Annotated in this window: 22 protein-coding genes; 9 read left to right on the top strand and 13 right to left on the bottom strand. The window is 59.3% G+C overall.

What is annotated here, in order from left to right:
* The first annotated feature begins 97 nt into the window (after positions 1-97).
* On the top strand, positions 98-1708 hold the full coding sequence (nadB, locus tag ABNT42_RS14505; protein WP_348698073.1) for an L-aspartate oxidase: 1611 nt from the start codon (positions 98-100) through the stop codon (positions 1706-1708).
* A gap of 18 nt (positions 1709-1726) precedes the next feature.
* Positions 1727-2266: a GNAT family N-acetyltransferase gene (locus ABNT42_RS14500; protein ID WP_348698072.1), complete on the top strand. Its 540-nt coding sequence runs from the start codon at positions 1727-1729 to the stop codon at positions 2264-2266.
* 6 nt (positions 2267-2272) lie between these two features.
* Here the strand turns inward: ABNT42_RS14500 and nadC are convergent, their stop codons facing one another.
* The 7 genes from nadC to queE form a co-directional block, all read right to left on the bottom strand.
* Positions 2273-3139: a carboxylating nicotinate-nucleotide diphosphorylase gene (nadC, locus tag ABNT42_RS14495; protein ID WP_348698071.1), complete on the bottom strand. Its 867-nt coding sequence runs from the start codon at positions 3137-3139 to the stop codon at positions 2273-2275.
* The gene (nadA, locus tag ABNT42_RS14490) at positions 3136-4281 is read right to left on the bottom strand and encodes a quinolinate synthase NadA (RefSeq protein ID WP_348698069.1); all 1146 of its coding nucleotides are present in this window, start codon (positions 4279-4281) and stop codon (positions 3136-3138) included. Before nadA ends, nadC begins: the two co-directional genes overlap by 4 nt.
* 44 nt (positions 4282-4325) lie before the next feature.
* Positions 4326-5927: an ABC-F family ATPase gene (locus tag ABNT42_RS14485; protein WP_348698068.1), complete on the bottom strand. Its 1602-nt coding sequence runs from the start codon at positions 5925-5927 to the stop codon at positions 4326-4328.
* Positions 5928-5975: 48 nt separating this feature from the next.
* Positions 5976-6902, bottom strand: coding sequence for an LD-carboxypeptidase (locus ABNT42_RS14480; RefSeq protein ID WP_348698066.1), 927 nt, complete (start codon positions 6900-6902; stop codon positions 5976-5978).
* A gap of 101 nt (positions 6903-7003) precedes the next feature.
* Positions 7004-7528: a tRNA adenosine(34) deaminase TadA gene (gene tadA, locus ABNT42_RS14475; protein WP_348698064.1), complete on the bottom strand. Its 525-nt coding sequence runs from the start codon at positions 7526-7528 to the stop codon at positions 7004-7006.
* Positions 7529-7532: 4 nt separating this feature from the next.
* The gene (queD, locus tag ABNT42_RS14470; protein ID WP_161035372.1) at positions 7533-7979 is read right to left on the bottom strand and encodes a 6-carboxytetrahydropterin synthase QueD; all 447 of its coding nucleotides are present in this window, start codon (positions 7977-7979) and stop codon (positions 7533-7535) included.
* Between the two features lie 2 nt (positions 7980-7981).
* On the bottom strand, positions 7982-8617 hold the full coding sequence (gene queE, locus ABNT42_RS14465; RefSeq protein ID WP_348698062.1) for a 7-carboxy-7-deazaguanine synthase: 636 nt from the start codon (positions 8615-8617) through the stop codon (positions 7982-7984).
* Positions 8618-8758: 141 nt separating this feature from the next.
* On the opposite strand from queE, the gene ABNT42_RS14460 reads away from it, so the two are divergent.
* Entirely contained in the window at positions 8759-9754 is a 996-nt protein-coding gene (locus ABNT42_RS14460) for a sensor domain-containing diguanylate cyclase (protein WP_348698060.1), read from the top strand.
* A 4-nt stretch (positions 9755-9758) separates the two neighbouring features.
* Here ABNT42_RS14460 and ABNT42_RS14455 read toward each other — a convergent pair whose 3' ends face one another.
* From ABNT42_RS14455 to ABNT42_RS14430, 6 genes are all read right to left on the bottom strand, one after another.
* A complete protein-coding gene (locus ABNT42_RS14455; protein ID WP_348698058.1) occupies positions 9759-11483 on the bottom strand; it encodes a DUF4214 domain-containing protein in 1725 nt (574 codons plus the stop codon).
* A gap of 41 nt (positions 11484-11524) precedes the next feature.
* On the bottom strand, positions 11525-11971 hold the full coding sequence (locus ABNT42_RS14450) for a hypothetical protein (RefSeq protein ID WP_348698057.1): 447 nt from the start codon (positions 11969-11971) through the stop codon (positions 11525-11527).
* Entirely contained in the window at positions 11968-12234 is a 267-nt protein-coding gene (locus tag ABNT42_RS14445) for a hypothetical protein (RefSeq protein ID WP_348698055.1), read from the bottom strand. Before ABNT42_RS14445 ends, ABNT42_RS14450 begins: the two co-directional genes overlap by 4 nt.
* Entirely contained in the window at positions 12231-13013 is a 783-nt protein-coding gene (locus ABNT42_RS14440) for a DNA/RNA non-specific endonuclease (RefSeq protein WP_348698053.1), read from the bottom strand. The genes ABNT42_RS14445 and ABNT42_RS14440 overlap by 4 nt, the downstream gene beginning before the upstream one ends.
* Positions 13014-13088: 75 nt before the next feature.
* On the bottom strand, positions 13089-13730 hold the full coding sequence (locus ABNT42_RS14435; RefSeq protein WP_348698051.1) for a heme-binding beta-barrel domain-containing protein: 642 nt from the start codon (positions 13728-13730) through the stop codon (positions 13089-13091).
* Positions 13727-14065 carry a hypothetical protein gene (locus tag ABNT42_RS14430; protein WP_348698049.1) on the bottom strand — a complete coding sequence of 113 codons (339 nt, stop codon included), beginning with the start codon at positions 14063-14065 and terminating at the stop codon, positions 13727-13729. The genes ABNT42_RS14435 and ABNT42_RS14430 overlap by 4 nt, the downstream gene beginning before the upstream one ends.
* Positions 14066-14192: 127 nt before the next feature.
* Here ABNT42_RS14430 and ABNT42_RS14425 point away from each other — a divergent pair, with 127 nt between their 5' ends.
* From ABNT42_RS14425 to ABNT42_RS14400, 6 genes are all read left to right on the top strand, one after another.
* The gene (locus ABNT42_RS14425) at positions 14193-14651 is read left to right on the top strand and encodes an Lrp/AsnC family transcriptional regulator (protein ID WP_348698047.1); all 459 of its coding nucleotides are present in this window, start codon (positions 14193-14195) and stop codon (positions 14649-14651) included.
* Positions 14652-14816: 165 nt separating this feature from the next.
* Positions 14817-15938, top strand: coding sequence for a hypothetical protein (locus ABNT42_RS14420; RefSeq protein WP_348698045.1), 1122 nt, complete (start codon positions 14817-14819; stop codon positions 15936-15938).
* Positions 15939-15980: 42 nt separating this feature from the next.
* Complete coding sequence (locus ABNT42_RS14415) at positions 15981-16391, top strand: hypothetical protein (RefSeq protein WP_348698043.1); 411 nt, start codon at positions 15981-15983, stop codon at positions 16389-16391.
* A gap of 72 nt (positions 16392-16463) precedes the next feature.
* Positions 16464-17207 (top strand): DUF481 domain-containing protein, encoded by a 744-nt coding sequence (locus ABNT42_RS14410; RefSeq protein ID WP_348698042.1) that lies wholly within the window; start codon positions 16464-16466, stop codon positions 17205-17207.
* Between the two features lie 29 nt (positions 17208-17236).
* A complete protein-coding gene (gene purT / locus ABNT42_RS14405; RefSeq protein WP_348698039.1) occupies positions 17237-18448 on the top strand; it encodes a formate-dependent phosphoribosylglycinamide formyltransferase in 1212 nt (403 codons plus the stop codon).
* 66 nt (positions 18449-18514) lie between these two features.
* Positions 18515-22105 (top strand): CHASE domain-containing protein, encoded by a 3591-nt coding sequence (locus ABNT42_RS14400; RefSeq protein ID WP_348698037.1) that lies wholly within the window; start codon positions 18515-18517, stop codon positions 22103-22105.
* Positions 22106-22192 lie beyond the last annotated feature (87 nt).

Here is a 22192-nt window from a genome sequence, read left to right as displayed (position 1 = left end):
GCTGTCAGGCCAAATCCGGGCCAAAATTGGCATGGATATGACAGCCGCATGACAAATGGTCTATAGTCATGGGTCTTTACTGTATTCAAGCGGAATCATGAAATTTGATGTTGCAATTGTCGGCAGTGGATTGGCCGGCCTGTCAGTCGCTTTGCATCTGGCGGAAACGCGTACTGTCGCGATTATTTCCAAGCGTGCCCTGCAGGACGGGGCCAGTAACTGGGCACAGGGCGGTATTGCTGCCGTGCTTGACTCCGGCGATAGCCATAAACAGCATATCGATGACACCCTGATCGCCGGTGGCGGCCTGTGCGACGAAAGCGCCACCCGTTTCATCGTCGAACACGGACGCGAAGCCATCGAATGGCTGATCGAACAGGGTGTACCGTTCACCCGCGACGATACGGCCGAACTGGGCTTCCATCTGACCCGCGAAGGCGGCCACAGCCAGCGCCGCATCATTCATGCGGCCGATGCCACCGGCCACGCCGTACAGGTGACGCTCGAAGAAAAAGTCCGCGCGCATCCGAACATCACGCTGTTTGAGCACCACTGCGCGATCGACCTGATTACTTCTGACAAACTGCATCCGGTCAATAAGAACCGCCAGCCCAAGTGCTACGGTCTGTATGTTCAGGATGAAAAGTCGGGTCAAGTGCTGACCTTTGCTGCAGAGCATACGGTAATGGCCACCGGCGGCGCCGGCAAAGTCTATCTGTACACCACCAATCCCGATACGGCCAGTGGCGACGGTATTGCCATGGCATGGCGTGCCGGCTGCCGCGTGTCGAACATGGAGTTCATCCAGTTCCACCCTACCTGTCTGTACCACCCGTATGCCAAGTCTTTCCTGATCACGGAAGCGATCCGTGGTGAAGGCGGTCTGCTGAAACTGCCGCCGGAAGCCGGTGCTTCGGCGGGCAAGCGCTTCATGCTGGCGCACGACGAACGGGCCGAACTGGCGCCGCGCGATGTAGTGGCGCGTGCCATCGACTTCGAAATCAAGAAGCGTGGTCTGGACTATGTGCACCTCGATATCAGCCATAAACCGGCCGAATTCCTGATCGAACACTTCCCTACCATCTATGCACGCTGTCTGGAACTGGGCATAGACATCACCAAAGAGCCGATTCCTATCGTACCGGCGGCGCACTACACCTGCGGCGGCGTGGTAACCGACCTGTATGGGCGTACCGACCTGCCGGGCCTGTATGCGGTGGGCGAAACTGCCTGCACGGGACTGCATGGTGCCAATCGTCTGGCCAGCAACTCGCTGCTGGAATGCGTGGTCATCGGCCGTGCCTGCGCTACCGATATCGCCAGCAAGGAAAAAGGCGAAGTGCCTTATCTGCCGGACTGGGATGAAAGCCGCGTGACGGACGCCGATGAAGAAGTGGTGATCGCCCACAACTGGGACGAACTGCGCCGCTTCATGTGGAATTACGTGGGCATCGTCCGCACCACCAAGCGGCTGGAACGGGCCCAGCACAGGATTGCGCTGCTCAAGGAAGAAATCGACGAGTATTACCAGAACTTCCGCATCACCCACGACCTGCTGGAACTGCGCAATCTGGTCGATGTCGCCAGCCTGATCGTCAACAGCGCCTTGCAGCGGCATGAAAGCCGCGGCCTGCATTTCAGCCGCGACTATCCGGAAACCTTGCCGAAAGCGCTGCCTAGCATTCTGACGCCCAATCGACGGAAATAATCTAAAGAAGGCCTGTGCATGATAGCCCTGCGTACTGCCGTAGCCACCGACATCCCCGCGATGGAAGCGCTGATTGCCCGTTCGGGCATAGAACTGAGTGCCGGATTCTATACGCCAGCGCAGGCGCAGGCTATTACCGAGCACGTCTTTGGCGTGGACACCCAGCTGGTGGCAGACCACACTTATTTCGTCATCGAGGAAGATGGCCAGATGCTGGCCTGCGGCGGCTGGAGCAAGCGCGCCACCCTGTTCGGCGCCGACCGCACCAAACAGGGCGCCGATCCCTTGCTGGATCCCGCTACCCAGCCAGCACGCATACGGGCGTTTTTCGTGCACCCGCAAGCAGCGCGGCGGGGACTAGGACGGCAATTGCTGGAACACTGCAGTGCAGCCGCGGCAGCCGGTGGCTTCCGCCGACTGGAACTGGCCGCTACCCTGCCCGGCGTACCGCTCTACACGGCTTGCGGTTTCAGTGAAATCGAAGCATTCGAAATTCCCCTGCCCGGCCCGATCAAGGTCGGGCTGGTGCGGATGGGGAAAGATATTTACGGCGGATAGCGGCCCTTAGCCAACAATACGCAACGAATAATCCGTTGCGTGCACGTCTTTGGTCAGACTGCCGATAGAGATACGGTCCACGCCAGTTTCAGCAATAGCACGTACGGTCTCGAAGTTGATGCCGCCGGAGGCTTCCAGCAGCGCACGGCCAGCATTGCGCTGTACCGCCTCCCGCATCATATCGAGGCTGAAGTTATCCAGCAGAATGGACACGGCACCGGCTGCCAGCGCTTCGTCCAGCTCGGCGATGGTTTCCACTTCCACCTGTATCGATACGCCCTTGTTCAGCGCCTGCGCCGCATGCACGGCAGGCGTGATGCCGCCCGCTGCGGCAATATGGTTTTCCTTGATCAGGATGCCGTCATACAGCGCCAGTCGCTGATTCTGGCCGCCGCCTACTCGCACCGCATATTTCTGCGCCAGGCGCATGCCGGGCAAGGTCTTGCGGGTATCGAGGATGGCCGCACGGGTGCCGGCGATCACATCGACGTATTTGCGCGTCACCGTGGCGACGCCGGACAGCAGTTGCAGGAAATTCAGTGCCGCGCGTTCGCCAGTCAGCAAGGCGCGAGCGGGACCGTGCAGCGTGCACACGGGCGTATCCGCCTGCATCAGATCGCCTTCGGCATAATGCCATTCGATGTCGATACCGGCCTGCATGCAGTTCATCACCCCCTCGAACCATGGGGCACCACACAGCACCGCCTGTTCGCGCACGATGACGCGGGCAGTCGCACGGCCACCTTCCGGCACCAGCAAGCCCGTCAGGTCGCCCGTGCCCACATCTTCCAGCAGGGCCGATAGCAGATTGGCTTCGAAAGCCGATTTGAGCGCCTCGTCAAACGGCGCAAAACGGTTAATCAGTGTGCTCATGCTGGTCCGATCCCGTCAAACAGCTTGCCTTCCTGTGCCAGATCGGCACTGGCCTGCACGCGTGCCTTCTTGGCCGCGGCGAAATCGAGCATACGGGTAATCGAAGTCACGGCCTTCTGGCCGATGGCCGGATCAACGTGGATCTCGTTGCTGCTACTGCTGTCCATGTTTTCCAGCAGATCGACCAGATTCTGCAAGCCATTCATGGCCATCCACGGGCAGTGGGCGCAGCTCTTGCAGGTTGCACTGTTACCGGCGGTTGGCGCTTCGATGAAGCGCTTGCCGGGCGCTGCAGCACGCATCTTGTGCAGAATGCCGTTATCGGTGGCGACGATAAAAGTATCGGCTGGCGAATTGACGGCCGCGTCGATAATCTGCGTGGTAGAACCCACCACATCGGCCAGCGCCACCACATTGGCAGGCGATTCCGGATGCACCAGTATCTTGGCTTCAGGGTACTGGGCCTTCAGCAGCTCCAGTTCCACGCCCTTGAATTCGTCGTGCACGAGGCAGGAACCCTGCCACAGCAGCATGTCGGCGCCGGTCTTCTTCTGGATGTAGGAACCCAGATGCTTGTCCGGTGCCCACAGGATTTTCTTGCCCTGCGCATGCAGGTGGGCCACGATATCGAGCCCGATAGACGACGTCACCATCCAGTCGGCGCGCGCTTTCACGGCCGCGCTGGTATTGGCATACACCACCACCGTACGATCCGGATGGGCATCGCAGAAGGCAGTGAATTCGTCAGCTGGGCAACCCAGATCGAGCGAACAGGTCGCATCCAGATCGGGCATCAGAATACGCTTTTCAGGGCTGAGGATTTTTGCCGTTTCGCCCATGAAGCGCACACCCGCCACGATCAGCGTCTTAGCGCTATGGTCGCGGCCGAAGCGGGCCATTTCCAGCGAGTCGGACACACAACCGCCCGTCTCTTCTGCCAGATCTTGCAGATCGGCGTCCACATAGTAATGCGACACCAGCACGGCCTGCTTTTCCTTCAGCAGTTGCTTGATGCGCTGTTTCAGGGTGCTACGCTGCTCCGCTGTCAGCGGAGCGGGCGTACGCGCCCACGCACGGGCGGTGCAGCTAGCGCCGTCCTGCGGGTGCTCGTACTCGACGGGCTTGATATCGATGGTTTGCATGCTACTCGCTTGAAACTGGTATGACGTTAAACCGGCTGCCGGACTTAGTTAATGCCCTGGCTGCTCAGGTACTCTTCGTAGTTACCGCGGAAGTCGATCACTTCATTGTCCTTGATTTCGATAATCCGGTTCGCCAGCGACGACACGAATTCGCGGTCGTGCGATACGAAGATCAGGGTGCCGGCGTATTTTTCCAGCGCGATGTTGAGCGATTCGATCGATTCCATGTCCATGTGGTTGGTCGGTTCGTCCAGCAGCAGCACATTGTGACGGCCCAGCATCAGCTTGCCGTACATCATGCGGCCCTTTTCACCACCGGACAGTACTTTGACGGACTTCTTCACTTCGTCGCCGCCGAACAGCAGACGGCCCAGAATCGAGCGCACCGCCTGATCGTCGTCGCCTTCCTTGGTCCACTTGCCCATCCAGTCGGTCAGGTTGATATCGGTAGCGAAATCTTCCGTCGGATCTTGCGGCATATAGCCTACATTGGCGTTCTCGGCCCACTTCACCAGACCGTGATCGGCCTGCAGACCGGCGATGTCCTGACCGCCGATACAGCGCAGCATGGTGGTCTTACCGGCGCCATTGGCACCGATGATGGCAATACGCTCGCCTGCTTCGACCATGATGCTGAAGTTATTGAACAGCTGACGGTCGTATTTCTTGGCGATGCTTTCCACTTCCACCGCCAGACGGTGCAGTTTCTTCTCGCCTTCGAAGCGCACGAACGGATAGGCACGCGACGACGGCTTGATGTCTTCGACCTTGATCTTGTCGATCATCTTGGCGCGCGAAGTCGCCTGACGGGCTTTAGATTTGTTAGCCGAGAAGCGGCGCACGAAGTCCTGCAGTTCGGCTACTTTCTCTTTAGCCTTGGCGTTGTTGGCCAGCTGCTGGTTACGCGCCTGGGTCGATGCCAGCATGTAGTCATCGTAGTTGCCCGGATAGATCTTCAGCGTGCCGTAGTCCATATCGGCCACGTGGGTGCAGACCTGATTCAGGAAGTGACGATCGTGGGAAATGATGATCATGGTGGAGTTGCGCTCGTTCAGCACATCTTCCAGCCAGCGGATGGTGTTAATGTCCAGGTTATTGGTCGGTTCGTCCAGCAGCAGAATGTCGGGATTCGAGAACAGTGCCTGCGCCAGCAGTACGCGCAGCTTCCAGCCGGGCGACACATTGCTCATCGGGCCCTGATGCAGATCGATGGTAATCCCTACGCCCAGCAGCAGTTCGCCGGCACGGGCTTCCGCCGTGTAGCCGTCGTATTCGGAGACTTTGCCTTCCAGTTCGGCCGCCTTCATGTAATCGTCGTCGGTGGCTTCCGGATTGGCGTAGATCGCATCGCGCTCGGCCATGGCCGCCCACATTTCAGTGTGGCCCATCATGACCACGTCCAGCACACGCATTTCTTCGTAGGCAAACTGATCCTGACGCAGCTTACCGAGGCGCTCGTTCACATCCAGCATGACGTTACCGGACGACGGTTCCAGATCGCCACCGAGAATTTTCATGAAGGTGGACTTGCCGCAGCCGTTCGCGCCGATCAGGCCGTAGCGGTTGCCATCGCCGAATTTAACGGAAATGTTTTCGAACAGCGGCTTGGCGCCGAATTGCATGGTGATATTGGCTGTGGATAGCACGAAGAAGACCTTTAAAGCGGTGAATTGAATTAACCGAGCATTTTACCATTAGCCACGCAAGGTCGGGTACTCACTGAGCGTAAGTTCTAGCGTGCGCGGCGTGGAGCGCAACTGCGCCATGGCCCCGTAAGGGAGTGTGGCACGGCGTTCGATGTGGCCGAAAGGCAAGCCGGTGAGCACCGGCAACGGCAGCACCGAGCGCAGATAGGCCAGCATGGCTTCGAAATCGTAGCCATTGTCGTAAGGGCTCAGTTTGTAGCCGGAGAAATCACCGAGCACCAGCGCCTGCTGGCCGTCCAGCGCGCCAGCGTAGAACAGTTGCAGCACCATGCGTTCGATACGGTAGGGATGCTCGCTGATATCTTCGAGGAACAGGATGCCGTGCGGCTGGGCAGCAAAATACGGCGTACCCAGCAGGCTGACCAGCATGGCCAGATTGCCACCCCACAGCTGCCCGCGCACGTCCAGCTCGGGATTATCGCTGCCTTCGGGCGCCACTTCACCGGCGACATAATGCAGCGGGCCGCGCAGGCAGTCATGGAACTGCTGCATGGTGTAGTCGACCGTCGTTGCGCGCGCATAGTCGCCGCAGAACATGGGGCCGGCAAAGCTGACGGCGCCCGTCTGTTTCATCAGTGCCATCTGGAACGCGGTGAAATCGCTATACCCGACGAACAGCTTGCCGCTGGCTGCCAGCCGCGCAAAATCAATCTGCGGCAGCAAGCGGCTCATGCCGTAGGAGCCGCGCAAGGCCAGCACCACTTGTACTTCGGGATCGTCGGCGGCCGCATACAACTGGGCCAAGCGCGCTGCGTCCGTGCCGGCAAAACGCTGGTGGCGCTGCTCGTGCTGATAGTAGTTGTGGATCAGATAGCCTTGCTGGCGCAAGTGTTGGATGCCCGCCTCGACAGCGGGATAGTCCGGCGCATAGCCGCCGGTGGCGGCAATTGCCATGCCGAAGGGTGTAGTAGTCAAGGTTGTACGCGCGCGCAAAGAGTGAAGGTGGCAAAACTGCCAGCATCTTACCGCGCAGCCCAGGGGCGGGCAAGTTTGCCGCCTGTTACGCCAGCGGTACCCTAGACAGCGCTGCCGTCCGGTCCGGCGACACCCTCGCTGGCGGCGCGGCGTGCCGCCGTGGCTGCTGCCCGGCGGGCGGCAAAGAAACCCTTGAGCATATTGCCGCACTCCTCGTCCAGCACCCCGCCTGTAACGCTGGTGTGGTGATTCAGCTGGGTATGTTCGAACAGATTCATCAGCGATCCGCACACGCCCGTCTTGGGGTCGCTGGCACCGAAGACCACGCGGGCCAGCCGCGCATGCATCATGGCGCCTGAACACATCAGACAGGGTTCCAGCGTGACGTACAGCTCGCAGCCGGGCAGTCGGTAATTGCCCAGCTTTTCAGCGGCCGCACGCAACGCAACTATTTCCGCGTGGGCGCTGGGATCATGCTTGCCGATGGGCTGGTTGTAACCACAGGCGATCACTTCGCCGTCCTTCACCACCACAGCGCCCACCGGCACTTCACCCAGAGCCCATGCGTGCTGCGCCTGCGCCAGCGCCAGCCGCATGTATTCCTGATCTGCCATGCTATCGGCCATGGGCTCAGGCCTCGGTGATCTCGGCCCAGCAGTTCGGCGTTTCGTGCAGCACCAGTTTATGCAGGTGCAGCCCGGTGCCGTAACGGTCTTTATAAGCCGCCTTGAGGATGGCAAACGCCACGTGGGCCAGATTTTCCACGGTAGGAATACGGTCGATCACCACGGTCTTGTGACCGGGTAGCGAAGCGAGGAATTCGCGTACGGCGGCATCTTTCTCATACACGATGAAAGCGTGATCCCACACGTCCACCAGATGCTCTTTGGCCAGCGCTTTGATGTCGGAGAAATCCATAATCATGCCGTTGTCGGAATTCCCTTCGGCGCTGATGATTTCGCCCGTCAGGGTGATTTCCAGCGTGTAGCGGTGGCCGTGCAGGTTGCGGCACTGGCTTTTATGGTCGGGAATACGGTGGCCGGCATCGAATTCCAGCTTGCGGGTAATGGTCAGCATGATTAGGGTATCTGTAAAAGTTTATGGGTTTGCAAGCTCAGCTTCCACTTGGGGTTGCGCTTGCAGGTCTCGATCGCCAGACGGGTGTTGAATTCAGCCAGAGGACCATCCATCGCCTGCACAAAATAGTGCTCGAAGTCCAGCCCTTCGTAAGCGCCCAGATCCTGCCCCGTCTGCGGTATCACCACCTTGATTTCATTGCCTTTGCTTACCGCCAGCGTGGAACCCATTTTCGGGCTGACGCAGATCCAGTCCACGCCCTCCGGCACAGGCAGCGTGCCATTGGTTTCAATGGCAATGGTAAAGCCTTGTGCGTGCATGGCGGCGATCAGTGGCGCGTCCAGTTGCAGCAGTGGCTCGCCGCCCGTGAACACCACGTATTTGCTCGCGGTATAGCTTTGCGGCCACAGCGCATTGATGGTTGCCGCCAGCTCGGCTGCCGTGCTGAACTTGCCACCACCTTCGCCATCCGTGCCGACAAAATCCGTATCGCAAAACTGGCAGATGGCCTGAGCGCGATCCTGCTCGCGGCCCGTCCACAGATTGCAGCCGGAAAAGCGGCAGAAAACGGCAGGCCGGCCCGCGTGGGCGCCCTCGCCTTGCAGCGTGTAAAAAATCTCTTTAATGCTATACGTCACGGCAGTTCCTGAAAGGACAACCCTCAATTATATCCCATCCTGCGGCCTATGCCCATGCTGGCAAAAAGTTGACCTTCCACAATGCTACTCCAAGGCAATCAAGCTATGTTGGCAACATGCACAAACCAGAGAGATTTGCCCATGTCGACTCCGCCTAAAATCCAGCATGTGATGGAATACCCTGCCGCCGACAGCCAGCATGGCTTTGCCCTGAAGCTGATGGAGCTATTGGTGGTGCCAACCTTTGTGCTCGATCTGCACGGTAAAGTGATCATCTGGAACCGCGCCTGCGAACGCCTGACGGGCGTCGAAGCGTGGGAAGTGCTGGGCACGCGTGATCACTGGAAAAGCTTCTACCACGAGCAGCGGCCTACGCTGGCCGATCTGGTGGTAGAACATCGCAGCAACACCATGGCATTAGCGCAGAGCCCGCAGATCCGTCGCACCGAGACGGACAGCGGCCTATGCGCAGAAAACTGGTGCGATATGCCGCGGCTGGGGCGGCGCCGCTATCTGGTAGCCGATGCCAGCCCTATCCACGATAGTAGCGGCCAGCTGGTGGCCGTGGCCGAGACCCTGCGCGACGTGACGGACGAGAAACGGGCACAGGCGGCACTGGAGCAATTGGCGACGCGCGATGGCCTGACGGGCCTGGCCAACCGGCGCTGCTTCGATGACACCTTGAGCGCCGAATGGGCACGCGCGCTACGCCAGAACCAGCCGCTGTCGTTGCTGATGGTGGATGTCGATAACTTCAAACAATATAACGATGCCTATGGCCATCTGGGCGGCGATGAATGCCTGCAGCGCATCGCGGGTGCCGTGGCTTGTGAAATGCGCACCAACGATCTGGTGGCGCGTTATGGCGGCGAGGAATTTGCCGTGATCTTACCCAACCAGTCATTGAAAGGTGCGGCCATCGTGGCCGAGCGCATCCGCTGCCGGGTCGAGCAGCTGCATTTGCCGAATCTGGGCAGCGTCCAGCACGTGGTCACCGTCAGCATCGATGCGGCCACGGCGTTTGCCGCACCGGGCAGTGATCCCGGCCTGCTGGTATCCACTGCCGATTCCGCGCTTTATCGTGCCAAGCACATGGGCCGCAACCGCATCAGCCTGCCGGAACCGGCTGCCGGCTAGCCGATCAGCCCGTGTAGACGATGTAATCGAAACCGTTGACGATGGAACCGATGACGCCGGCCTGATTCTCGGCCGATTCCGAGATAGCCGCCAATACCTCGGCGCGACTGGCAGCGCCGATATTGATATTGTTTTCGTAGAATGTCAGACCGCCCGGATCAGGCACACGGTGCAGCACGTTCTGGTAGATCTGCGTGACGAAATCGTGCGTGTTCAGATTGCTGCCATAGGCTTTGGTGAACTCCTCACTGGTCATCATGAAATTCGCCACCTGGGTGAGCGTGTAGCCGTTCTCCAGCGCACGGATCCAGAAGCCCAACCCGCCCAGATCGGGGGCGCGATTAAACGCCGCCTGATACAGACGATAGGCTTCTCCACCGATCTGGTGGTCGCCGATGTCCAGTGCGACGGCATTGCCGCTAGTGAAGAACAGACGTTCTACATTGCTCAGCACATCCTGCGCGCCGCTGGCCCCATCTGTCACCAGAAATTCGTTGCCGCTACCCGTCACCGTGTAGCTGCTGCGCGCCTTGCTGAAACTGGCCGTATCGAAGCCGGCACCAGCATTGACCAGTTCACTTCCGGCCCCCAGCACCAGCTTGTCGGCAGCCGTAGTGCCATTGACGATCTGGCTGATCAGGCTCAGATCAATGGTGCGATCGGAGAACTGCAGCCGCTCGATGCCGCTGAGCTTATCTGTGCCGTCGCCGCTAACCGTCAGGCTGGCAGTGCTGCCACTGAGCGCATACTGGCTATAGCTACGGCCGAACACCACGGTATCCGTGCCGCTACTACCACTGATGGTATCGCTGCCGCCGCCCTCGTAGAAAGTATCGGCACCAGTGCCCCCGGTCAGGATGTTGCCGGCACTATTGGCATAAATGGTCGCCCCGCCCGAACCGGCAATGGCTTTTTCTATCGTTACATTGTAGGCAATCGAAATATTGTTATAGCCGGGTGCTGTCGAGCTGAAAGTACCGGCATTCAGATTGATGACCACTGCATCCGTGCAGGTGGAAAAATCGAAAGTATCGCTGCCGCCCGCGTCCCAGATGCACTGCATGGCGGCATCGCTAGCGAAGCTGTAGCTATCGGCGCCCGTGTGGTAGCTCATGTTGGCGCCATACAGATACTGGATCGCCTGTATGTCGTACAGCATGGGAGTAATGCCGTACTTGTGATTGAGACTGAAACCGCTGCCGTTGTTATACGACATCTGGGTGTAATCGATGTTGTCGGTGGCAGAAGGCAAATACGGGCCATCAATACTGCCGCCGGTAGAATCGTAGTCGCCCGGATGCTTCAGGCCCAGCGTATGGCCTAGCTCATGGATCAGCACCGAGGTGCCAAAAGCGCCATCGGTATAGCGCATGGTGGCATTGTCGGCATTGTTCAGGAACAGGTAGGTTGAATCGCCGCCATTGGGCAGATAGGCATAGCCGCTGCTCTGGTCACCCTGATCATTGGTACCGAGCTGGATATCGCCACCAGAAGCAACTTCCGTGAACTTGATGTTGGCCACGGCAGCCCAGACTGCCATCTCAGCTTTGGCAGCAGCCTGCTGCTGTGCCGTCATCGGGGCGAAGCCGCGCACATCGTCAACGCTGCCGTCGCTGGGCGCCACCGTCATGAAGCTGTAGGTGATGGTGACGGCCGTACCGGGACGCTTGGCCCAGCTGCTATACACCAGCGAGTCGATGGAGTTGTTACCTGTTACAAAAAAAGCCATGGCAAAATGATCAATACGATGAAAGTACTAGCATCCTAACATCAGAACGGTAAGTCCTGCAGGTCGGGCGCTAACCAGTGCCGGCGCGCTTCGACGGAAAACAGGCAGTCGGTACTCCAGTAGCGCAGGGGCCAGTGTTTATCCCCGCAAGGCGAAGCTAACAATCCCGTGCACAGGGTCGCCAGCGCCGTACCGGCGGGTTGCTGACGCACATACTCGGCCACGGCACGCAGCGACGCCTGAGTGATGGTTTCGTGGTAGCCGCCCGTGTCCGTATTGGCTACCCCACAGGCCAGATTGTAGGCCCGGATAATCTCCGGCATGGCCGACGGCGCATCGATATCCGGCCGTTCGACCAGCAGCCACAGCGCAGCCGCGAGATGCGCCGCATGGGTCCATTGCTGCTTGGGCAGCGTACGGTCGAGCAAGCCTAGACCGATCGCGCGTATCTGTCCCTCGCTCAGCAGCGCACCCTGATAGCTGCTCATGCCGGATCTCCGAACGGATTGGCCACCGTGGTCACAGTCGCCGGAGGAAGTTCTGCTGGCAGAGTGCGGCTCTCCAGCACGGCCACCACGTCGTTCAGTACGGCCTGCAGCGCGCGCGCGCTGGCCAGCCCCTGCTGATCGGCCGTCAGATCCACATCGCCGCTGAGGGTGATACGGTCGAGCCGATTTTCTATGCATAGATGTCCAATATGCAGCACATCGGCTTCGTTGGCATAGGGAATGAAGGCTTTGCTTTGTTTCATTTTCCACCTTTCGATTTACGCAGCTTTACATTCGGCAGACGCAAAACTGTCTCTTTTTGCGCAGCACTCAGGCTAGGCAGCAGATTCAGAGCGATGCGCGCTTCCAGCTGGGCAATACTGAGCAGCTCATATTCGCTGGTTGGTCGATTTTCTACCAGAAAAGCCGCGCCGGCCTTCTGACGGGGACTGTACACCACTTTGTACAGGTGGCTGGGCACCAGCACGTTGCCGATCTTGCGCAGACTACTACCTAGAAACACAGGCCCCGTCAGCACATACAGCTCGCCTTCCTTGATCGCCTGCTTGCGCACCACTGCCTCGATACCGGCCCACAGATGGCGATTATTCTCGCCATCCTGCGGCACCATATTGGCCAGCGTAAAGCTCTGATGCTGGCTATTCCGGTCCGGCATATCGCCATTCGGCGCCATGTGGCCACGGTCAAACCCGCTACGGGCGTAATCGGCCAGTTCGGCACGTGCACTGGCCGGCAGGCGCGGTTCGGGATGGAAACTGTTCTCGCGCGAGAGCGTCTTGGCAGCAGCAAGATTCTCGGCAGTCAGACGTTCGGCCGACCACAGCGGGGTGCGGGTAATACTGGAGTGCATCACGCCAAACACGTCGTAACAGAGCTCGGTAGTGCCGGCCTGCATACGTTTATTCTGAATTTCGGGCATGCGCCCATCGACGTAATGGGCGGGACAGTTGCCCGCCGCCACGCTGGCACAGACGCCAGCCGCCAGCAGCACGGCCAGCACGCTGCGATGTATCAGACCCATCATTTATCCGTAGAAATTTTAAACAGGCATTCTAGCGGACAGCAGGCCGCCCGCACAGGGCGGGTCAACTGGGTATCAGGCAGCGTGTCCCGTTACCTGCGGGTTGGGCGTCGGCTCGGCTACTTTCTGCAAGTGATTTCGATCAAGATGATGGAAAGGCTCGTCCTGACCACGGATCAGCATCACCGTGTCTTCTTCGTAGGACCAGCTGCCATCGTCGTGGAAGCGAACTTTGATACGGTATTCCACCGTCTTGAAGCCATGTTCGAGGAAGGGATTGGAACGGATGCCGTAGGTTTCCGATTCGCGTAGCGCCACCAGTTCGAACTCGTTTGCATCGGCGGCCACCACGCCGGCTGCCATGGCGATCTGGCCACGCGGAATGGCCAGCGTCTGAATCACCGTGCTGGTGGCGGGTTCCCACAGCCAGTAACCTACCTGTTCGTGATAGGTCTTGGGCTGGTCCGGCTTATTGACGATGATCAGATAGCGCAGGCCGTAAAACAGCTGCGGCCCGTTGGTGACCGGGTCGATAGGCTGCAGTTCGATGCGCTCGACATACGCCTGTTTGCGCGGCCCGTCTGCCTTGGGCTTGATATCAAGCCCCCGCTCGCCCTGCCAGATGCCGGCCATACGGGTCAGCGGCCCCAGATTATCAAGCGTATTCCGGTCATAACCTTCCGGCTCGGTGTAGATATCGTTCGAAAACTCGCTCATACGGATTCCTGTCTATGCGGATGAGCACTATTGTATGGTGGAATGGCCGAATAAGCATAAGCCGGTTCGGTGCTGGCCACTACCGGCGCCACGGGCAGCACCCGTACTGCCAATATGCCCACCACGTTATTGAGCCGCATGCGGCACAGCGTCAGACCATCTTCGTCCGCTGCAGCCACCCGCAACTGCACCTCCAGGCCGCCCGCAATGGCATGTGTACGCAGGCTGCGCAAATCGAGATCCAGCCGTCGCACTATCGCGAGCACGGCTTCCAGGGTGGCGACAGATGCATCGTCTTCGATGCAGAAACGGAAGTTGGTCTGAGTATTTTTCATCTAGCCAGAATATCCGCAAAGTCACGGAATAGGCTTCCATAGTTTATGCAGTTCTCCGGATTTGGCAGAACAATCTTCCTCGCGTTATAGAATATGGGGAAGATTTATCTTTTTTGGAGTGGCAGGCATGGAAATCGATGAAATAGACCGCAAGATACTGCGCGCCTTGCGCCGTGATGGCCGACTCAGCAACACTCGTCTGGCCGAAATCGTCGGCCTATCCACCACGCCGTGCTGGAATCGCGTGCGTGCCCTGGAAGACGCCGGCCTGATCGAGGGCTACACGGCCCTGCTGAGTCAGAAAGCACTGGGTTATCCCGACACCGTCATCATCGAAGTCACGCTGGACCGGCACGATGACGACATTTTCGAGAAGTTCGGACAGGCGCTGGCCGAACTGCCGGAAGTCATCGAGGCTTACCTGCTGACAGGTGAATACGACTACCTGATCAAAGTGGCAGTGGCCGGCACCGCCGGCTACGAGGAATTCCTGCGCCGCAAACTCTACAAATTGCCGGGCTTACGGCATAGCCGTTCCACCTTTGTTTTACGTTGTTTAAAACATAGTGTTTCTGTCGAGCCATAGCCTGGTGAATATTATTAACATTAATAAGCGAGTAATACCTAAAAGCGACACTTTTACCATTCTGCTTGCCCCGCTATTTTTTCGATAGTAGATTAAAAAAACAGAATATTTAACAAAAAAAGGGGTGGCAAGATGCGAATTAAACAAATTGCAGCATTAACAACCTTGGCGATTATTTCAACTGGGGCGCTGGCAGTAGAAAGCAGTTTTAGCGGCTTTGCCCAGCTGACGGTCGGCCGCGTGCTGAATGGCGCGACTGGCGGCAGCGTTCCTTACCAGATCAACGCCCAGCCCGGCTATTCCTATCAATGCCCGTGCTTTACCGCCAATTATGAATACGTCGGCCTGTACGAATACCACAAGACTCAGGTACAGCCGGAGTCGCTGGCTGGTCTGCAGGGTAACTTTAAATTCACCCCCGATCTTTCCGCGACCGTACAGGTGGTGGCGCGCGGTGCGGACAGTTCGGTCAATGCGGACTGGGCCTACGGCAGCTACCGCATCAACGAGAACCTGACACTGCAGGCGGGCCGCAAACGTTTGCCGCTGTACTACTACTCCGACTACATGTACGTGGGTTACGCCTATCCATGGCTGCGGCCGTCACAGGATCTGTACGCCTGGCAGATCTATTCGTATGACGGCGCCAACCTGCTGTACACCAATAACGTTGGTGACTGGACCTACACGGGCAATGTCTGGGTCGGCAAGCGCAAAAGCAACGATAACCAGATGCTAGGTAATCTGTACTACACCAGCCGCATCGACGAATCGTGGAACAAGATGATAGGCGGTTATCTGGACGCCAGTAACGATATATTCAGTGTGCGCGGTGTATATATGCACACCGTGGTGGAACGTTATTCGGTTATTAATGGTGTGCGCAGTCCCGCCATGTCCGGCGCCAATGGTCAGTTAATTAATGATGTCGGTCAGGCATTTTATGGATTGTCATTTAATATCGATTATAAAAACTGGCTGATGCGCAGCGAAATTAATTATATCGACCGACCATCAGTTAAAAATACTTTTACCGCCCAGTCTTATTCCGGTGGCTATAAATTCGACCAGCATTCCGTCATGCTGTCGTGGTCGCAATTTGCCGAACATTCGGATTACTGGCCGACCGGCACGGAGAAACATAACACTACCTCACTTACCTATCGCTGGGACTTCGCCACCTCGCAAGCACTGAAGGTGCAATACGACAAGATTAAGGACAAATCCAAATTCCAGTTCACCGGCGATGCCAGCCTGCTGTCGGCGTCGTGGCAGATGGTGTTCTAAGCGCGTCCGATAAAAATAAACCAACGATAAGGGAGTGCATTCATGCAGAAATTCTTCATCCAACTGGCCGTGGCCAGTACCTGTCTGCTCGCCGGTCTGGCCAGCGCAGCGGAAATTGTGGTGGTGGTCAATCCCAAAAATCCCGCCACCCGCATGTTCTCCGAACAGGCTTCGCAGTTCTTCCTCGGCAAATCGACCATGTTCGTACCGCTCGACCAGGCCGAAAAGTCGCAGATCCGGGCTGACTTCTATCAACGCTTGGCCGGCAAGGACATCTCGCAGGTGAAAGCGGCCTGGGCCAAGATCATCTTTACCGGTAAGGGCGTGATGCCGGCCGAGCTGCATTCCACGGCCGAAGTGAAAAAAGCCATCGCCAACGATATCAATGCCATCGGCTACATCGAAAAGTCGGCCGTGGACGATAGCGTCAAAGTCATCCTTACCCTGCCTTGATGATTGCACCGGCTGGTGGCCGAGTGCCGCCAGCCGTGTCGCCATCACGCTTGTCTCGGTTACAATGGTGGCATGAACGCAAAAAAATTCTCCCCCCTGCTGTTGCTGGCATGCGTGTTCAGCGCTGCTGCAGACAACGTACCGCCCCTGGGCTGGAACAACTCGGCCGAACTGGGCGCCATCTCGACTTCAGGTAACACGGTCGGTAATTCCGTCACAGGCAAGCTCGACGCCCATCAGGAACTACGCAACTGGAGCAATGAATACATCCTGGCGGGCTACTTCAAGGATGAAGAGATCAAACAGGCCAGCGGCGCACGGGTACGCCAGCGCTCGGCGCAGCGTTACTCGGCCTCGGCCAAAGCTGCGTTCAAGCTGCTCGAGGACCACAATAAACTGTTTGCGCTTGCCACCCATGTCGATGACCGCTTCGGTGCCTATACGCGCTACTCCACGCTGGGCGTCGGTTACGGCACCCAGGCCTATGCCACTGACAGCAGCAATATGGACGTGGAAATCGGTCCCGGCTACTTCAAAGGCACGCGCTCCAACGGCATTACGGAAACCGGCATGACCATCCGCGGTGCAAGCAACATCAAATGGAAGGTCAGCGACACGGCCCAGCTTTCGCAAAACCTGATCGTCGAGCGCGGCACCTCGAATGTGCACTCGCAGGCGGAGACCGCCCTGCGCACCAAGATCAACGGCACCATGCAGATGAAAGCCGCCTACAGCATCCGCAACGATACCAATGTACCGGCCGACAAGCGCAATACCGATACCCAGACTTCGGTGACACTGGTCTACTCGTTCTGATTCTCTCTATTTCTGCCCACACCAAGATTATGAACACTCCCCGCATATTCGGTACACCGCTCTCCCCTAACGCCACCAAAGTCATGCTGCTTGGCTCTGGTGAACTGGGCAAGGAAGTCATCATCGCCCTGCAGCGTCTGGGCGTGGAAGTGATCGCCGTGGACCGTTATCCGAATGCTCCCGGCCATCAGGTGGCACATCGCGCCCACGTGATCAACATGGCAGATGGCGCAGCACTGGCCGCACTGATCGAGCAGGAGCGGCCTGATCTGGTGGTGCCGGAAATCGAAGCCATCGCGACCGATACGCTGGCGGCGCTGGAACAGGCCGGCAAAATCACCTGCATTCCGACCGCCCGCGCCGCCCAGCTGACCATGAACCGCGAAGGCATACGCCGGCTGGCAGCAGAAACACTGGGACTGGCCACCTCGCCCTACCGTTTTGCCAGCAGCCTGGCCGAACTGCAGGCGGCCACGGCCGAAATCGGCTTCCCCTGCGTGATCAAACCCGTCATGTCCTCGTCCGGCAAAGGCCAGTCCAAGATCGATAGCGCAGCCGAAGTGGCCGCCGCATGGGATTATGCTGCCGCCGGTAGCCGGGTCGACGCGGGCCGCGTCATCGTCGAAGGCTTCATCGATTTCGATTACGAAATCACCCTGCTGACGGTGCGTTCCATAGCTAGCGATGGCCAGATCCAGACCCAGTTCTGCGACCCTATCGGCCACGTACAGGTACAGGGCGATTACGTCGAGTCGTGGCAGCCCTGCGCCATGCAGCCACTGGCACTGCAGCGGGCGCGCGACATTGCCGCCAAAGTTACGGGCGATCTGGGTGGTCTGGGACTCTTCGGTGTCGAACTGTTCGTCAAGGGCGATATGGTATGGTTCTCCGAAGTCAGCCCACGGCCGCACGACACCGGCATGGTGACCATGGCGACGCAAGTCCAGAGCGAGTTCGAACTGCATGCCAAAGCCATCCTCGGCCTGCCCGTCAATGTGGCGTTGCGTAGTGCCGGCGCATCGGCAGTGATTTATGGCCAGCATGACGCCGCCGGCATCGTCTTCGAGGGCGTGGCCGCAGCACTGGCCGTGCCGGGTACGGACCTGCGTCTGTTCGGCAAGCCGGAATCGTTTGCACGCCGCCGTATGGGGGTGGCACTGGCCAGCGCCGACGACTTGGCAACGGCGCGCGAGCGCGCCAAGCAGGCAGCAGCGCTGGTCCTGCCGCGCCGCGCCGATTAAACTGGCCGCAGCCTGTGCGCTGCGGCACACGAGTCAGACGAAAGTACTTGCCAGCGAGATAGAGCAATGACTGCCACGCCAGACGCCACGCATCACTCCACCAGTACCAGATTACCCCATCTGGCGCTGGTGATGGCGCTGACGGCCTGCTATTTCCTGTTTGCCCGTGCCAGCCTGCTGCTGGCATTCGGTCACAGCAATGCTACTCCCGTTTGGCCACCTTCCGGCATCGCTTTCGCCGCCATGCTGGCCTTCGGTTACCGTGTCTGGCCCGCCATCCTGATCGGTGCCAGCTTTGCCAATCTGGCCACCTTCGTCGGTAACGGACTGGCGCCCGATCTGGGCACCAACCTGATCTCGCTGCTGATAGGTGGCGGCAATACGCTGGAAGCCGCTGCCGGTGTCTGGCTGGCGCGCCACTACGGCTGCGCCCAGCAGCCATTTTCCCAACTGCAAGATGTGTATAAATTTGCCCTGATCGGGCTGCTCATGTGCGTACTCGCCGCCGTCATCGGCAGCGGTGTGCTGTATCTGGGTGGCATGGTCAGCTGGCCAGCCCTGCCCACCGTGATGCTGACCTGGTGGGTGGGTGACGTAGCCGGCGTGCTGCTGGTAACCCCGGCCCTGCTAGCATGGCGTCCGGCACAGGGTAGCTACCGTCTGAGCTGGGCCGGCGCGCTGTCGCTGCTATTGCTGATCGCCATGATAGCGGCCATCTTCGCGCGCCGCTACAACGCCGGTGACGGCGATGGCTGGCTGCCCTATGTGCTGATACTGGGGGTCGCCTGGGCCGCCCAGCGTTATGCCCAGCGCGGTGCCAGCCTGTGCTGCCTGCTGATCGCCAGCGGAGCCGTACTGGCCACTATCCGGGGGCTGGGTCCGTTTGCGGTGGGCACGCTCAACGATGCGCTGATCGCGCTGGCCAGCTATGTGGTGCTGTGCAGCGTGATCGGCATGGTACTCAGCGCCGACGACTACGAACGGCACCGCCTGCAAGGGCCAATGCGCAGCCAGAACGCTGCCCACTGGGCCACCCTGCTGGCCGGCATCGCCCTGACGGTAGTGGTCTGGCAGCTGGTTGCACTGAGCACGGAACGGCGCGCGCGTGACCAGTTCGATGCCCGCGCCACCGATATTGCCGAACGCATAAGCCGGCGCATGGACCTGTATGCCGCCGGTCTGCGTGGCGCGCGCGCCCTGTTCAGAGTGGAAGCGGAACCCAGCCGTGCTCAATGGCATGCGTTCACGGAAGCACTGGATATTCGCAACAGCATGCCCGGCATGCTGGGACTGGGCTATGCAGCCCTGGTCCCCCATGACCAGCGCGAGCGCTTCGAAACACAGATCCGCCAACAGGACCGCAGCGATTTCCATATCTGGAATCTAGCCGATGCCAGCCTGGGCCCGGCTGCCGGCGTCGTGCTGTATCTGGAACCCGCTAGCGGTGCCAATTTGCGCGCTTTCGGTTACGACATGATGTCGGAGCCGATACGCCGGCAAGCCATGCTGGAAGCGGCGCGATTGGGCGAACCTGTGCTGACGGGACGGGTGGTGCTGGTGCAGGAGGGCTCGGGCACGCCCCAGCCCGGCTTCCTCATGTATTTCCCCATCTACCATCAGCAAGCCCAGTTCCCCCGGGGCCGCTCGGGGGCAGCCTTACGCATGGCAGCGCTCAACGGTTTTTCCTATGCCCCGATCCGGGCCGAGGAAATGCTGGCCGGGCTGCTGGGTCCGGCGGACGATGGTATCCAGCTGGAAGTGTTTGACGGCAATAGCACAGCTGCGGCCAGCCTGCTGTATGCCAGTGAGAACCGCCTGCCGGCCGATCTGGACCTTTACCCTAATCCCTACCAGCGCCAGTTGCCGCTGGATCTGCTGCGCCACCGCTGGACGCTGCGCCTGACCTCGCTTCCGGCCTTCGAGAACACCATCGACCGGCAGAAGTCGCACATCGTACTGCTGGCCGGCGCCATCATCAGCCTGCTGTTCTTCGGCGTGGTGCGGGCGCTGACGGCGCGACAGGCCTATGCCAGTGCGCTGGCCGAGGAAAAGACAGCGGCACTGCGCGATTCGGAATCTTCGCTGATCATTGCACGCGATCTGGCCGAAGCGGCCAGCCGCGCCAAATCGGAATTCGTTGCCAACATGAGCCACGAAATCCGCACTCCGCTCAATGCCGTGCTGGGCATGACCCAGCTACTCAATAACACCAGCCTGTCGGCCGAACAGCAAAAGTATCTGGACATGATAGGCAGTTCCGGCACAGCCCTGCTCAACATCCTGAATGACGTACTTGATCTGTCCAAGATTGAAGCGGGACGGATGGAGCTGGCGCCCGTGCAGTTCAGCCTGCAGAGTGTGCTGAATGCCGTCGCCACCATCATGACCGTGAATGCCAGTGAAAAGAATCTGGAACTATCGATCGGTGTCGATCCCGGCGTACCGCAAGCGCTATTTGGCGATAGTCACCGGCTGCAGCAGATTCTGGTCAATCTGGTGGGCAATGCCATCAAATTTACGGAAAAAGGCCGGGTTGCACTGCTGGTCGAGCGCGCCAGTGCGAGTGGTGAAGCCGTCACGCTGCGCTTTAGCGTCAGCGATACCGGCATCGGCATACCGCAGGAGCAGCGCAGTCTACTGTTTGCACCGTTCTCGCAAGCCGATGCTTCCATGACGCGGCGCTTCGGCGGCACCGGTCTGGGTCTAGCGATTTCGCGCCGGATTGCTGCCCTGATGGGCGGCGAGATCGAAGTCGACAGCACGCCCGGGGTGGGTAGTACCTTCACGCTGCGTATTCCGCTGCGTTACGGCATGCCTCCTGTCAGTGACGAAGCGCCGCTGCCGGGCCAGCATTTATTGCTGATCGACGCTGATGCGCTGGCGGCCGACTACCTGCAACGCAATATCGTCAGCCTGAACTGGCGCTGCAGCCATGCCAGCAGCGGCGAGCAGGCACTGCAGATGCTGGGCAGCGCTGCCGCCAGTTACGATGCCATTCTGCTGGCGTGGAATCTGCCCGGTATGGATGGGCTGGCTACCATGCAGGCGATCCGCGCCGCCCGTCCCGTTGACTGTCCCGCTATCGTGCTGCTCACTAGCGCTTACGGTCAGGGGCAGTTGCTGCAGCACCGTGAAGCCGAACTGGCCAACGCCACCCTGCTCAAGCCCGTGACACCGGCACGGTTGTACGAGACCTTGCGCGCCACCTTGCGCCACAGCACGCCTACGACGGCCAGCAGTGCCGATCTGGGCGCCGTTGCAGCGCTGCGCATCGATGGCGTGCGACTATTGCTGGTGGAAGATAATCCGCTCAATCAGCTGGTGGCCCAGAGCATGCTCAACTACGCCGGCGCCACGCTGGAAACCGTGGATAACGGCCGCGCTGCACTGGATCTGCTGCGTACCGATAGTCAGCGCTTCGATCTGGTACTGATGGATGTGCAGATGCCGGAGATGGATGGTTTCGAGGCCACCATGCGCATCCGTTCCGAGCTCAAGCTATCGCTGCCCGTACTGGCCATGACGGCCGGTGTCATGCAATCTGAACGCCAGCAGTGCATTGCTTCCGGCATGAACGACTTCATTGCCAAACCCGTCGACATAGACCAGATGTTGCGCACCATACGCCGCAACCTTCCCGCCCGCCGTCCCGCCTGAACGACAACCACGCATGCTACTAGCTTGCATTGTGAAATGATCAATTGTTACATCTTTGTCATACGGCCACATCTGCGCCAGATCAAA

The sequence above is a fragment of the Duganella fentianensis genome (assembly GCF_964031615.1).
Lineage (GTDB): Bacteria > Pseudomonadota > Gammaproteobacteria > Burkholderiales > Burkholderiaceae_D > Rugamonas > Rugamonas fentianensis_A.
This window is presented reverse-complemented; position numbering and strand designations above follow the sequence as displayed.

What these genes read in the sequence shown, in the direction of transcription:
- nadB (WP_348698073.1), top strand. Translation starts at nt 98, where the DNA reads ATGAAATTTGATGTTGCAATTGTCGGCAGTGGATTGGCCGGCCTGTCA.
- ABNT42_RS14500 (WP_348698072.1), top strand. Translation starts at nt 1,727, where the DNA reads ATGATAGCCCTGCGTACTGCCGTAGCCACCGACATCCCCGCGATGGAA.
- nadC (WP_348698071.1), bottom strand. Translation starts at nt 3,139, where the DNA reads ATGAGCACACTGATTAACCGTTTTGCGCCGTTTGACGAGGCGCTCAAA.
- nadA (WP_348698069.1), bottom strand. Translation starts at nt 4,281, where the DNA reads ATGCAAACCATCGATATCAAGCCCGTCGAGTACGAGCACCCGCAGGAC.
- tadA (WP_348698064.1), bottom strand. Translation starts at nt 7,528, where the DNA reads ATGGCCGATAGCATGGCAGATCAGGAATACATGCGGCTGGCGCTGGCG.
- queD (WP_161035372.1), bottom strand. Translation starts at nt 7,979, where the DNA reads ATGCTGACCATTACCCGCAAGCTGGAATTCGATGCCGGCCACCGTATT.
- ABNT42_RS14460 (WP_348698060.1), top strand. Translation starts at nt 8,759, where the DNA reads ATGTCGACTCCGCCTAAAATCCAGCATGTGATGGAATACCCTGCCGCC.
- ABNT42_RS14455 (WP_348698058.1), bottom strand. Translation starts at nt 11,483, where the DNA reads ATGGCTTTTTTTGTAACAGGTAACAACTCCATCGACTCGCTGGTGTAT.
- ABNT42_RS14450 (WP_348698057.1), bottom strand. Translation starts at nt 11,971, where the DNA reads ATGAGCAGCTATCAGGGTGCGCTGCTGAGCGAGGGACAGATACGCGCG.
- ABNT42_RS14445 (WP_348698055.1), bottom strand. Translation starts at nt 12,234, where the DNA reads ATGAAACAAAGCAAAGCCTTCATTCCCTATGCCAACGAAGCCGATGTG.
- ABNT42_RS14440 (WP_348698053.1), bottom strand. Translation starts at nt 13,013, where the DNA reads ATGGGTCTGATACATCGCAGCGTGCTGGCCGTGCTGCTGGCGGCTGGC.
- ABNT42_RS14435 (WP_348698051.1), bottom strand. Translation starts at nt 13,730, where the DNA reads ATGAGCGAGTTTTCGAACGATATCTACACCGAGCCGGAAGGTTATGAC.
- ABNT42_RS14430 (WP_348698049.1), bottom strand. Translation starts at nt 14,065, where the DNA reads ATGAAAAATACTCAGACCAACTTCCGTTTCTGCATCGAAGACGATGCA.
- ABNT42_RS14425 (WP_348698047.1), top strand. Translation starts at nt 14,193, where the DNA reads ATGGAAATCGATGAAATAGACCGCAAGATACTGCGCGCCTTGCGCCGT.
- ABNT42_RS14415 (WP_348698043.1), top strand. Translation starts at nt 15,981, where the DNA reads ATGCAGAAATTCTTCATCCAACTGGCCGTGGCCAGTACCTGTCTGCTC.
- ABNT42_RS14410 (WP_348698042.1), top strand. Translation starts at nt 16,464, where the DNA reads ATGAACGCAAAAAAATTCTCCCCCCTGCTGTTGCTGGCATGCGTGTTC.
- purT (WP_348698039.1), top strand. Translation starts at nt 17,237, where the DNA reads ATGAACACTCCCCGCATATTCGGTACACCGCTCTCCCCTAACGCCACC.
- ABNT42_RS14400 (WP_348698037.1), top strand. Translation starts at nt 18,515, where the DNA reads ATGACTGCCACGCCAGACGCCACGCATCACTCCACCAGTACCAGATTA.